Source organism: Arenibacter sp. 6A1 (assembly GCF_012272855.1).
GTDB lineage: Bacteria > Bacteroidota > Bacteroidia > Flavobacteriales > Flavobacteriaceae > Arenibacter.
Genome location: NZ_JAAXCQ010000015.1, coordinates 17,941 through 30,786, shown reverse-complemented (window position 1 = coordinate 30,786; position 12,846 = coordinate 17,941). Strand labels below are relative to the sequence as shown.

8 protein-coding genes are annotated in these 12,846 nt (G+C 39.0%); 3 read left to right on the top strand and 5 right to left on the bottom strand.

Annotated elements, in window-relative coordinates; genetic code table 11:
- Positions 1-302: 302 nt before the first annotated feature.
- Entirely contained in the window at positions 303-1,211 is a 909-nt protein-coding gene (locus HCG49_RS13580; protein WP_168470082.1) for a mechanosensitive ion channel family protein, read from the top strand.
- A gap of 180 nt (positions 1,212-1,391) precedes the next feature.
- Here the strand turns inward: HCG49_RS13580 and HCG49_RS13575 are convergent, their stop codons facing one another.
- The 3 genes from HCG49_RS13575 to HCG49_RS13565 all read right to left on the bottom strand — a co-directional run bounded on the left by HCG49_RS13575 (position 1,392) and on the right by HCG49_RS13565 (position 6,019).
- On the bottom strand, positions 1,392-2,522 hold the full coding sequence (locus tag HCG49_RS13575) for a family 20 glycosylhydrolase (protein WP_168470081.1): 1,131 nt from the start codon (positions 2,520-2,522) through the stop codon (positions 1,392-1,394).
- A gap of 161 nt (positions 2,523-2,683) precedes the next feature.
- Entirely contained in the window at positions 2,684-3,568 is an 885-nt protein-coding gene (locus HCG49_RS13570) for a dienelactone hydrolase family protein (protein ID WP_168470080.1), read from the bottom strand.
- A gap of 66 nt (positions 3,569-3,634) precedes the next feature.
- The gene (locus HCG49_RS13565; protein ID WP_168470079.1) at positions 3,635-6,019 is read right to left on the bottom strand and encodes an outer membrane beta-barrel family protein; all 2,385 of its coding nucleotides are present in this window, start codon (positions 6,017-6,019) and stop codon (positions 3,635-3,637) included.
- A gap of 686 nt (positions 6,020-6,705) precedes the next feature.
- Between HCG49_RS13565 and HCG49_RS13560 the strand changes: the two genes are divergently transcribed.
- Positions 6,706-7,773 (top strand): type I restriction endonuclease, encoded by a 1,068-nt coding sequence (locus HCG49_RS13560; protein ID WP_168470078.1) that lies wholly within the window; start codon positions 6,706-6,708, stop codon positions 7,771-7,773.
- A gap of 582 nt (positions 7,774-8,355) precedes the next feature.
- Complete coding sequence (locus HCG49_RS13555; RefSeq protein ID WP_168470077.1) at positions 8,356-9,168, top strand: ion transporter; 813 nt, start codon at positions 8,356-8,358, stop codon at positions 9,166-9,168.
- A gap of 414 nt (positions 9,169-9,582) precedes the next feature.
- Here the strand turns inward: HCG49_RS13555 and HCG49_RS13550 are convergent, their stop codons facing one another.
- Together HCG49_RS13550 and HCG49_RS13545 are read right to left on the bottom strand one after the other, a co-directional pair.
- Positions 9,583-11,235, bottom strand: coding sequence for a DUF4091 domain-containing protein (locus tag HCG49_RS13550; RefSeq protein ID WP_205764404.1), 1,653 nt, complete (start codon positions 11,233-11,235; stop codon positions 9,583-9,585).
- An 81-nt stretch (positions 11,236-11,316) separates the two neighbouring features.
- Positions 11,317-12,846 carry a LamG-like jellyroll fold domain-containing protein gene (locus tag HCG49_RS13545; protein ID WP_168470075.1) on the bottom strand — a complete coding sequence of 510 codons (1,530 nt, stop codon included), beginning with the start codon at positions 12,844-12,846 and terminating at the stop codon, positions 11,317-11,319.

Sequence of the window (12,846 nt, the reverse complement as noted above, 5' to 3'; positions counted from 1 at the left end):
CTTAATATTACGTAGGAACCAAAATAAAGAAAACAATGCACCGCGTAATATTCTAACCAAAGGATTCCGGGCCGAGTATTATAATGAAACCCCGTTCCTATCCAGAGACCTCTTTCTACAAACATACTATATGCTGGAATCTTTATAATACAAATTTTAAATGTTAGGAATCCTTGTCATTCTTGGACGATTTTTACAGGCCTGTTTAATGGATTTTTCTCTACAACGATAAAATAACACCTCCGACAGAATTGTTGATTCTTTTAAACAAAATTGCCGACAAATAAAGTACCTTAGAATCTATGGAAGAGCAGATTCAAAAATTTTTATTCAATCCCACCGTGGGAAAAATTGCTGCTATTTTTATAGGTACAGCGATCATTTGGCTTATTATAAAAGCGATCCAACGAAATTTATTCACTAAAATAAAAGAAAATGACAACAGATACAGGGCTAAAAAGTTCAGTAACTTCATTGGTTACTTTTTTACTATTGTATTAATAACGGTTGTTTTTAGTGACAAGCTTGGCGGTTTAACGGTAGCTTTTGGCGTTGCAGGTGCTGGAATTGCTTTTGCTCTACAAGAAGTTATTGCCTCCTTTGCCGGATGGCTCGCTATATTGTTTGGTGGATTCTACAAACCTGGCGACAGAGTACAGCTTGGCGGTATTAAAGGAGATGTTATGGATATTGGGGTTTTAAGAACCACTGTGATGGAAACAGGCCAATGGGTTGACGGGGATCTGTATAACGGACGAATTGTACTAATAGCCAACAGCTTTGTATTTAAAGAACCCGTTTTTAATTATTCGGGTGATTTTCCCTTCCTTTGGGATGAAATAAAAATACCCATACAATACGGTAGCAACTATGAACTGGCCCAAGAAATATTTGAACAAGTAGGCAATGAGGTGGCCGGAAACCTCACAGAAGAATCAAAAGAAGAATGGACGGTATTGCAAAAGAAATACCGATTGGAAGATGCACAAACAGAAGCGATGGTTTCCTTAATCGCAAACGACAATTGGGTAGAATACACCTTGCGTTATATCGTTAATTACAAAAAACGAAGGAGGACTAAAACAGCCTTGTTTATTCAAATTCTGAAAAAAGTCGAAGCTACCAATGGACAAATTAAGTTTGCTTCGGCAACATTTCAATTGGTTGACCCACCAGAATTTAAGGTGGATGTTAGGAATCGAAAAAACTAACTTATCGATCGCACCAACCGCAGCTACCACCTCTAAACTTTAACATTACTATTCCTTACAAGCTTAAAAAAACAACCCGTATCATCAAACCTTTGGTCTCGGGAAATTTGTGAGATGTTCTTGGATAGTTGTGCATAAGGTCCTAAGCTACTACACCTGTTCTCGTGCATTTAAGACATCCTATTCCTTGTGCATGGGTGTTTTATGTTTCAAATTCTTTACAGTGAAATTATTAATGTTTTTTACCGCAGCTATCATACTTCTTAAACATTCGGCCTGACTTCCTTTTGCATCTGATTCAGGATGCGGGTTGTAATATTCTTTTAGAAAACTATCCACAGGTGACCAAACAGTATGCATGACCCCCAAATATTTTTCAGCCATTTTTGGTGTGGAGTTTTGTATGAACGAATGCATCATGGCAACCTGTTCTTTGGCTACTTCAGGTTTTTTCCATGGACATGCTATTACTCGAAATCCTTTCAGCGCAAAATACGCTGGTGTGGGGATAGCCTTTTCATAATGCCAGTCACATATTACCACTGACTTTGAAATTAGATCAATTGCATCTGCCGTATTGTTCATACTACCTTCCCACATTCCAATTCCCGAATCCGTGCCATCGATAAGACGATCTCCCCAAATCCATAATTCTGTCCCAGTTTTCTTTAGGTGGCTATTCAGTTTATTGACTTCGTTCGCAAACAACTTTGCCGGACTCTTACCATGGCAGCGTGGACAATCGGGATGGGCAAGGTAAAAGACCTCATCCATGCCCGCATGAAAGGCTTTCGCTTCGAAAACTTCCACTATTTCCTCCATGATATCAAAAACAACCTCGTGTACTTCTGGATGTAAGGGGCAATAACTTTTGCAGTATAGCCCATCATCATTGGGCCACTCGTACTTTTCAGGGAGCTTAATAGTGGGCGTTTCATCAAACTGTGGGTAGACCTCCAATAATTTCCCAAGGCTACTGTGCCAAGATTGATGTCCCAATAGGTTTACTTGTGGTATTAGGTTGATATTATACTTCTTACAAACGGCTACCAGTTTTTTAACATCCTCCTTACTCAGCGGGTTGTCCCCTGTCAATTCTGGCCTAGATTCATAAGCATAATTAAAGTCGACCCTAAGAACAAGGGTATTTATACCTCCAGGAGCCAGCTCTCTTTCTATAAAACCAACAAATTCCTCGACTTCGGTCTTTGAAGGTGCCGATATACACAGGCCGTTAACGGAAAAAACAGATTGACCAAATGCTAGGGCCGTACATAGGAACAACAATAAAAAAATATTTCTTTTCATCATAATATTGTATTTAACATAGTTCTAATTTAAATCCCTTTTCCTCCAACATTCCAACAAGAACCACCACTAGCTTGCCAAAAACAATTGACCCAATGGGACGATAAATACCGTATTCTAAATATTTTATCCCAAAATGTTAGAAGCATTTCCGTTCCTAATCTTTACTTTAATTTCTCCCTAAAAAATGCCAAGGTCCTTTCCCACGCCAATTCCGCGGCCTCTCGGTCGTACCGAGGCGTAGTATCGTTATGAAAACCGTGGTGCACCTTGGGATACATATAGGCAGTATATTCTATTTGGTGTTGTTTTAAAGAAGTCTCATAGGCTGGCCATCCTTCGTTTACACGTTGGTCCAGCTCTGCAAATTGCAATAAGAGCGGGGCTTTTATCTGATCAATACCCTCTGTGGGTTGTCCCCCATAAAAGGGCACGGCAGCAGCTAGGTCCGGAATTTTCACTGCCATCATATTAGAAATCCATCCCCCAAAGCAGAACCCTACCACTCCTACTTTCCCGGTACATTCCGAGTGGTTCTTCAGGAATTCAAATCCCGCTATAAAATCTTGTAACATTTCATCCCGGTTTCGTTGTTGCTGAAGTTCCCTTCCGGCATCGTCATTACCGGGATACCCCCCTAGTGGCGTCAGGGCATCCGGTGCCAAAGATATAAACCCAGCCAGGGCGGCCCTACGAGCTACATCTTCGATATGCGGATTAAGACCACGGTTCTCATGCACTACCACAATTCCGGGCAACTTTTCGGCGGTCCCCGCAGGTCGGGAAAGCAGGGCTTTGATTTGTCCGCCTCCTTTGGGGGAGTCATAGGTTATATAATCCGATTTTAAGCGGGCATCGTTTTGCCCAATCTGGATTTTCTTTACATAATCGGGCGAAAGGAAACTCAGTAAGGACCCCACAGTGAGTCCCCCTACGGCATAAGTCCCCAATTTATCTAGAAACAACCTTCTATTAACCCTATTATGGGCATAATCGTCATAGAGGTCAAATACCTCCTGTTTAATGTCTTCTTTGGTTATCTTTTTCATTGCTCTAGGGGTATCATATATTCTTAAAAAATAGTTGAAATTCCGTAGCTTCCGCTGTTGAACCTTTTAAAACCTTCGTCTTTGCCCGGAATATTCCATCGCCTCTCCCTTTCCAAATCCATAACTGAATCCAAAGGCCACGAACCGCCCCCTTTGTCGGGTGTTGTAAATTTCAAATTCCGGTTGCATAATCCGACTCTCATCGATCCTAGAAGCGAATACGTCCCTAACGCTAAGACTGAGGACCGCCTTGCCCTTAAAGAGGCTTTTCCTGAGGCCTAGGTCTAGATATAGGTTGTCGTCTATGGCACTCTGCACCGTTTGGTAACTAGATAGATAATTTCCGGTCATTTCAAGGTCGATATCTAGGGGCAGTTTAACCTTAGACATCAATTTTGCTGACCACTGATCCCCGTTGAAATCGAATACCGAAGTATCAAAAACTCCCTTTCGCTTATATTGACCATAATTAAAATCCCCATTTAAAGTTAACCATTTTGCGGGACTGTATTTGGTATTAAACTCGATTCCTGTAGATTTATTGGTACCGATATTTTCTGGTCTATAGGTACTTACATTGTTTTCGAAGGTAGAAACCCGCTCTATCACATCGGTGGTATACCGCCTATAGATTCCTAGGTTCAAAGAGGTCTTTCCCAGAATATAAATACTGATGATTTCGTAGGAATCCGTGAATTCTGGCAACAGATCGGGATTCCCTTGACGGATGCTAAAATTATTGCGGATATTAAAAAAGGGATTCAGATCCCATAACCTAGGCCTGTAGATACGTTTGGAATAACCCGCTTGCAAGGAAACCCTATCGTTAAACTTATAAGAAGTATGCACACTTGGGAAAAAGTTGGTATACTTTTGATCGTTGGCTTCCCCCGAAGTGGCCAACAAGGTGTTCAGATCGGTAAGCTCTAACCGCAGCCCTGCCTTTACACCCCATTTTTTTCCCTCATAAGCCCCTGTACCATAGAGTCCCAAAACCTTTTGATTGTATTCAAAAATATTGGTTAAGCCCGGATCGTTTACAAACTCACCCTCTATTAGATTATTTACTTCATAATCGTTGCTAACATCGTTCAATACATATTGTGCCCCGGTTTCCATGGTCCATTGCTCCGTAAAGGGATTGGTATAGTCTAACTTATAGGTAAAAACCGCCTCTTTAAAATCGGTACGGGTCTGTTGGGTAGCATCGTTATTTTCCCCGGAAATGGTAGTATTGATAAATTCGGACGATTGGTCCTTGCCAAAAAAATTGCCCAAGGCACTAAATAGCAAGGTATGTTCCTCATTGTCTTTAAAATCTTTTTTATACTGTAATTCATACTGCAGCTTGGGGTTTTTGGCCTCCGTTACCTCATTCCTATCCCATTCCGCATTTGTTTCCCCATTTGCTCCTATAGCTGCAAATGCCGTAGAGGATGGCTGGTCTTCTATTTCCATGGCAAAATTACCCGAAAGGGTAAGTACATTGGTTTCATTGATATGATAATCCGTACCCAAAACAATATTGTAATAGGTCTCATTCCGATATTCGGTACCACTGCTAAGTATAGTACGGTTATTTACAAGGTCTACGTTTCTGGTTACTATGTCATTGGGCAAATTGCGAAGCCCTACCCCTAATTGACTAAAGAGGTTGAATTTCTCTGTGCGTCTGTTCAGGCTCACCCCTATACTATGGCTGTCGGGTGCACCGGTATTTACGGAGATAGAGCCGTTTAGCCCTTTTCGTTCTTCCTTTTTAATAACAATATTGATAATTCCCGAAGTCCCTTCCGCATCGTATTTCGCAGAAGGGTTTGTGATCACTTCTATCCTATCTATCATGTCAGCCGTTATGGTTCCCAAGGCATTACCTTGTTCACTAGCAATGATGGACGGTTTTCCGTTGATCAGAATTTGAACTCCCTGACTGCCACGTAAACTCACTTGCCCTTCTATATTTACGTTTACCGAGGGAACATTGTTCAGGACTTCTAGGGCGCTTGCCCCTGTAGTGCTCAGGTCTTTTCCTACGTTGAAGACCCGCTTGTCCAATTTAAATTCAGTACGGGAAATTTCACCTGCTACTACTACTTCCTGCAACTGTTCCGCATTTTCGGATAGGACTATAGTGCCTAGTGTTATGGCCTGGGTTTGCCCAGGAGGCTTGCCAAAGATCTTGTTTTGGAAGCCCAAAAAACTAATTTCTATATAAAAATCCATGGCATCTGTCTTTAGTTCAAAACTACCGTCGTCAGAAGTGGTCGTTCCTGAGATCGGTTTTTTAGTCTTTACATCGGCTATCATTACGGTGGCAAAGGCAATAGGCTGCTTGCCCCTCTCTTCTACGACCTTTCCGGTTATTGTAATTTTATTGCCCTGTGCGCTGGAAAGAGTGGAGTTTAGTATTAAAAAAAGAAATGATACTAATTGGATAATTTTATATTTCATGATCTTAATGTTAGGACCGCTTTCAAAACATATATAAGTTGTTAATTTACAGTAATTTCTACTTATAATTCCCCAAAAACGACTTAAATTATACCGTGAACAACATAGGTTTACAAAAATAAAGTGGACCCTTGTATAATTGTCCATTGAGGATTGTCGCTATTGCTATTAGAACAAATCGGATCTCTTAGGGTATGGAAAATAGAATTCTATGGAATAAAAGGGGTTTCGCTAGAAGTATTTTTCACTATTCGAAATACCTGCTCATGGTTGCTCCTATTGTGTGATCCATATAGATATTTGGTTATTCTACAAAGATTGCAATCGAAAAAACATTCTTTTATCGAGACATATTCCTTATGATCGATACATACTCGAGGCGTTATCTTTTTCAGGGCCTATGATTACTAACAATAATAATAACTGCTACTCCAAATGCCAACAATACTAATTCGTGTAGGCCTACTGCACTTTGATATAGCATAAAAAATGTCTCTTGACTTTTTAGGGTTAATAAGCAACTTCTTAACATTAACACCCGTAATGTTGTTTTTACTTATTTTAATAGTAGGAAAATACATTTTTAAATTTTACATTGTGCTGTTCTTAATTGACTTAAAAAGGGACAGGTTTACCTCCCAAACTAAAAATAATAATTGATAATTAATATAACATAAAACCAGTCTATGGAACTATTTAACCAACTGAAGGCCTTAGCTGATAAGGTCGACCAACTGAAGGACCAAATCGGTACCGAGGAATCTACTAAACATGCTTTTACCTTGCCGTTCATAAATATTTTAGGCTACGACGCTTTTAATCCTTTAGAAGTGGTTCCAGAATTTACCGCCGATTTAGGTCTGAAAAAAGGAGAAAAAGTCGATTATGCTATTTTTCAAAATGAAACGCCAATTTTAATTGTTGAATGTAAACATTGGAAACAGGATTTGAATGTTCACAATTCCCAATTGTTTAGGTATTTCCACGTAACTAAAACAAGGTTTGCGCTTTTAACCAACGGGATTGTTTACAGGTTTTACACGGATTTGGATGAACCGAACAAAATGGATGAAAAACCATTTTTGGAATTTGATATTACCACTTTAAAAGAAAGTACCGTTAAAGAAATTGAGAAGTTTCATAAATCCAATTTTGATGTTTCAAAAATAGTGGACAATGCTAGTAATTTAAAATATACTAGAGAAATTAAAACTTTGATAGACCAAGAACTTCAATCCCCTTCACTAGACTTTGTTCGTCTATTTGCAAACAAAGCATATAACGGAAGATTAACGTCAACCGTATTGGAGGATTTTAAGGAAATTGTTAATAAAGCATTCATCCAAACCATTAGCGAAAAAGTAAGCGACCGACTAAATGCGGCATTAAACAAAGAAGTAGAGAAACAAAAGACCGAGGAAGAAATTGATATAGAACCAAAAACTAAAATTGAGACAACAGAGGAAGAAATGGAGGCCTATCAGATTGTTGTTGCTATTTTACGAAGGAAATTACAAAAAGAAAGGATCGTACACCGTGATACGCAGTCCTATTTCGGAATCCTATTAGACGACAATAATAGAAAACCTATTTGCAGACTTCACCTTAATGGTGGTAATAAGTACATCAGTATTTTTGATGATAGCAAAAAAGAAATAAAAGAACAAATAGACTCAATTGATGACATTTACAAATTTGAAAAGCAGTTGTTGCAAACTGTAGACAATTACGATGCTTCATTGAAAGTGATGTAATAGCCATCGATAGTACAATCATTTTCACCCATCTGAAAAAAGCAATCAGAAGCTGAAAAATTAGCCTTAATTAATACTTAACAGCCTCTTTTCACCGAAAGAGGTTGTTTCTTACGATATACCAAACTAAGAGGCAATCAATCTCATAACGGACTATAGTTTCAATGCATAGGTGTTATCCAAAGAAGGTAATTTTAATTATTTACGATCTATACATTTTATACTTCCTGTTTTAGGAAGGCTTTAATTGATGCTGGATTTCTCAATGAACAGCACTTAATTCTGTTTTGTTTTTTTTTTGCGTTAGGGATGGCGGCGGCATCCCCGCAGCGGAGCAAGGGATACAGCCAAGAGCCCGCCCGACGTAGGAGGGAACGCCCAAACAATAATTCTAGTTGTCTTTTCTCTCCCGTTAAAAATGCTGCTTTAAGGCGGCATAACCAATGATAAATATGGGTCCTAATTTGTACCCATGAGTACTTCCTTACGCTCGCCTGAATAAAAAAGTGTCCTTAATTCCGGTTTTTATAGTAGTATATATTTAGTTTTGCACCCATTCTTTTATGCAGCCACTTCAATAAAATGAAAAAAAATCACCTCGTTAACAAGACCTCTAAAGCCGTTCTTAATTTAAATACTACGACCAAAGAAAGAATAAGGAGTATTATTGAAGACAATGATTCTAAACCTGGCCGACTCTTTGACATTACCATACAAATACTGATTTTTATATCTATTCTGGTGTATTGTTTGGGAACACTCCCCAATTTATCGCCTTTCTGGACAAGGACTTTAGATATTGTCAATAATGTTTGTTATATAGTTTTTACGATCGAATATTTTGGCAGAATTTATATTACCAACCATAAAATAAAGTACATATTTAGTTTCTATGGTATTATAGATTTACTTGCTATTCTTCCATTCTTATTCGCAAAACAATTTGATTTAAGAGCGATACGAGCATTGCGGATCTTCAGAATCATAAGTGCGCTGAAAATATCGAAGTATAATGATGCGCTTAGACGATTTGCCGTTGCCTTGAGAATCATACGTCCGGAACTGACCTTATTTTTCATTTTAACAGGGATTTTCATTTTCCTATCTGCAGCGGGCATTTATTATTTTGAAAACGAAGCCCAACCAAAAGAGTTTGCTTCTATCTTTCACAGTCTATGGTGGGCCATCATTACTCTTACAACCGTAGGATATGGAGACATCTACCCCATAACCTTAGGAGGTAGAATGTTTACTTTTGTTATACTCCTTATGGGTTTAGGTGTGATTACAATCCCTACCGGCTTAATTGCAAGCGCTCTTTCATCTGCTAGAGATATTGAATTTGAAGAAAACAAAAAGAAAAACAAAAACAAAGAAGAAGAGAAAGCAAATTAATGGTTCCAATCTTTTATATTTCCTTAGACAGATAGCCACCTCTTTGGTATGTTAGGCATGAGAAAATATGAAGGCCCGTTATGACAGTAACCGACATTCTAAAAGTGGTCCCGGGAATACCCGAAAGAATCGCTAGGGTTTTCTTTCAACATCTTATTGGGTAGAATTACAAGGTCTAATCGCATCCGCCAAGGAGAGCGGTTCCCTGGTGTTTTTATTTGGAACCCCTTCCCTATCGGAGGCTTCAATAACAATTGCAAGCCGTCCGTTCGTCAACTGATTGATGTTTTGCCCCTTATAAACACACCTAATCTTTTAAATTTCGATTATTTATACAGTTATTTCTTTCCTCAAAATCAAATGTTCAGCTGAATCCCATTGTTGAGTTGGGGTGATCTGTATTACACCCCATACTTAATCACTTGTTAGAATCTCGAACAGCTCTCTTTTTACCGATCTATAGTCCTGAATACTTATATTATAATCGGTGTAACTACGGAACAAACGAGCGATCAATTCATTATAACGCTTTTCATCTTTTATTTTAAGTAGTTGCAATAATTCATAATCTTCAATACCGACCCTATGGGCTTCAAAGCGCAAGGAAGACAAAGGACCGTTTTTACCGGGATAAATAATATGGGTATCTCCTGCAGGCAGGTAATTGTTGGGGCCAGCTCCAGGAGAGGGGTGTTTTACCGCACTGGTTTGGTAAGGATCTGCCTGATATTGATTTAATCCCCAATGAAGATATCCATCTGTATTATAACGAGCAGCTCCCCAACCGAAATAAACCTGACGCAATTTCTCCATATCCAAGGTTCGGTTAAGCCATTGCCCACCGGGTATCAAACAAGTATAGACAAAAATCTGCTCACCTTTCTGCTCTCTGTTCCTGAAAAAAGCTTCGTTTTCCTGAAAATCATTGATAATAGGACACCAAATGTCTATTGCTCCTGTTAAGTTATCTCGGTCGTTGGTTGCTTCCATAATCAAGGCTTGAGGAAACAGCTCTTTCACCTGATCGGCAATATCTCGGTAGCAGGCTGCATTTACTGCGGTAGGTTCGTCGGAGATATGCTGTAGCCAATTATCTACTATATTGTGTTTTACAGCAAAATCCCGTAAAAGACTTATAATCTTTTGTACATCCTTTTTGCCTGCTTCTGTATAATACCGTTTACCGGTTAGGGCCACTTTCAGTTCTGCATCTCCCCAATCATCATTTGGGCCTCTATTCATCAGATGCGGTGCTTCAAAGAAACGAAACCCATGTCTTTGGAAAACTTGCAGAAACCGCCACATTTTATCTGCTGCCAATTTAATTTCCCCGTTTTCTACATATATCAATTCAGCGGGGATAAGGATGGCATTTTGCCGTCCTTTGGACATCAAACTAGCGTATTTGTCAAGCATCTCAAACCAGGCTTCCGTCCATCTTACGACACCGTGATGATATTCCATTTTGGATAGATTGAACCAATTTGTATAGAAAAATTCACTTTTCGAAGCCGAAGGTATATCGATAGCATGAATTCGTGGTATAAACTCCCCTACATAGGTAGTCTCTTGACTGGTTACTGTAAATTTAATAGTTGTTTCACCGGGAGATTTCCATGATTCAGGCAGGACAAACCTAAAGGCCTGATAGTTTCCGTCACTTATAAAAATTGATTTGTCTACAGGCTTTATTGCCTCATAAATCTTAAAGGGTGCTTTTCTTATAACAAAGGGATTAGGCGCTCCCGTATATAGTTCGGTACGGCTATCGAGACCCGTATTTTGTTCTACCGGAACGTCTATCAATTCAAAAAAAGATCCGTCTGTCAAAGAACGCCCCTCGATCTCTGCGCTTATAGTAAATGGGGTGTTTTTTGGTGTTTTTACGAGTAGGTGCGCGGCTACTTCGGTTTGCATGATAAAATCTGCCGACCAAATCGGACTCCAAGATTTCACATTGTTGCGGTCCGGGTACAGCGCTTCCAACGGATCAACAATCCATATTTGAGAATGAACGGAAACTGTAAAAAAAAGTAACATCAAGCTCGTTAAACATACATTTTTCATGGAAACTTTTATTTAATTTTTATTAAACCTATAACAAACTAAGCAAATATTATGCTCGCCTGACTCATTTTTCAACTATTGTTAAAAATCATCTAGCAGTTTAAATTTTACGGTAACACCCGCATGATCAGAGGGAAACTGTAAAGCATGATCCTCGATAAGTCTTGCTTTTACGGGTTTTAATTGCCCCCCTTTGTAATACACGTAATCTATTCTATCCTTAATATAGGTGTCCGCAGAATTTAAAGGAGACCACGTAATACCGGGATGGGTCTTAACTTTAGGGTACACCACCCGCCACGCATCTTTAAAGCCATTAGCTTCCATGGCCAAGCTGGCTGGCCATGGAACTACATAACCATTATGGGCTTCCTTGTTCTTTTGGGTCCAATCTAAATGGGAGCCACTGTTAAAATCCCCGGATAAAAGAACTGGAACCTTATCGCTATTAGTAATAAAAGGACTGATCTCAGAAAGTATTGTCCGAATTTCTTTCCCTCTGGTCTTATTTTCTTCTACTAAAAAATCGTTCGTATCCCATTTTTCGTCTTTCATAAAACCCGACCAATAGTCTGGTAAATAGTGTAGCCAAACATTAAATATATTAATACGTTTTCCATTGGGAAGGGCTATGGTAGCCCCTCCACTGTTAAAAGAATTATAAACCAAATGTGTATCGACTATAGGGTAACGACTTATAATGGAGAGATTGGAACTTATAAGATACAAATAGTACCCTAAACCGTCTGCTATTTTTTCGCCGGATCCATAGGTCTCTACTAATGCGAACACATCTGAATTGCTTTCCTTGAGCAGTTGCATTATTCTATTAAACCCTGCTTCTTTACCAGACTCGTTACCGCCGTGCCAAATATTAAAACTTGTTAGGGTAAGATCCTCTAAGGAAGCATCAATTTCTGTCTGCTTCTTTCCTGTTACGCTGCTATACATTTCACTAATTTCCATTGGGTCCATCGCATTGTTTGAAAAGCCAATATCATCAATAGCCCCGTAAAAGGATTCCCACTGTTCACTCTTGTATGGTTTTTTATTATCGATCGCATTCCCAATCACCACCTTTTTTCCTAAGTTCACATTTTCTAAACCAGGGGCATTATAAATAGCTAATGGAAGTCCATCATAATAAAAGGACAGATCCTGACTGGTTATGTCATAGCTTACTGCCAATAAATGCCATTTCCCATCTCGAATACTTTGTCGTTCTGGGGTTGGATTATAGGTAAATTGTTTTTCGTTACTTTTAATCACAAAATTCCAGGCTCCATTAGCCTGAATTCCAAACTTCCAACCATCATACCCCATATCCGTTTCCTTTAAAGAGGATACTATAGTGTAGGCCGATCTACCTTCCTCCATAGCTTTTACCCAAACGGTAATGGTAAAATTGGTTTGCTCGTACATTGGATTAGGAACATCAATAGCATAACGTCTGGCCACATCTCCCAAATCGAAAGCTTTTCCCATGATACCATCCGTTACTACAATTCCATCTATGTTTTCAAAATCTATGGTATGATGTGATTGCGCAAAAGTCCACATGCCTTTCATTATAAAAACAAAACAGCATATTTTATGAAACATTTTTTTCAT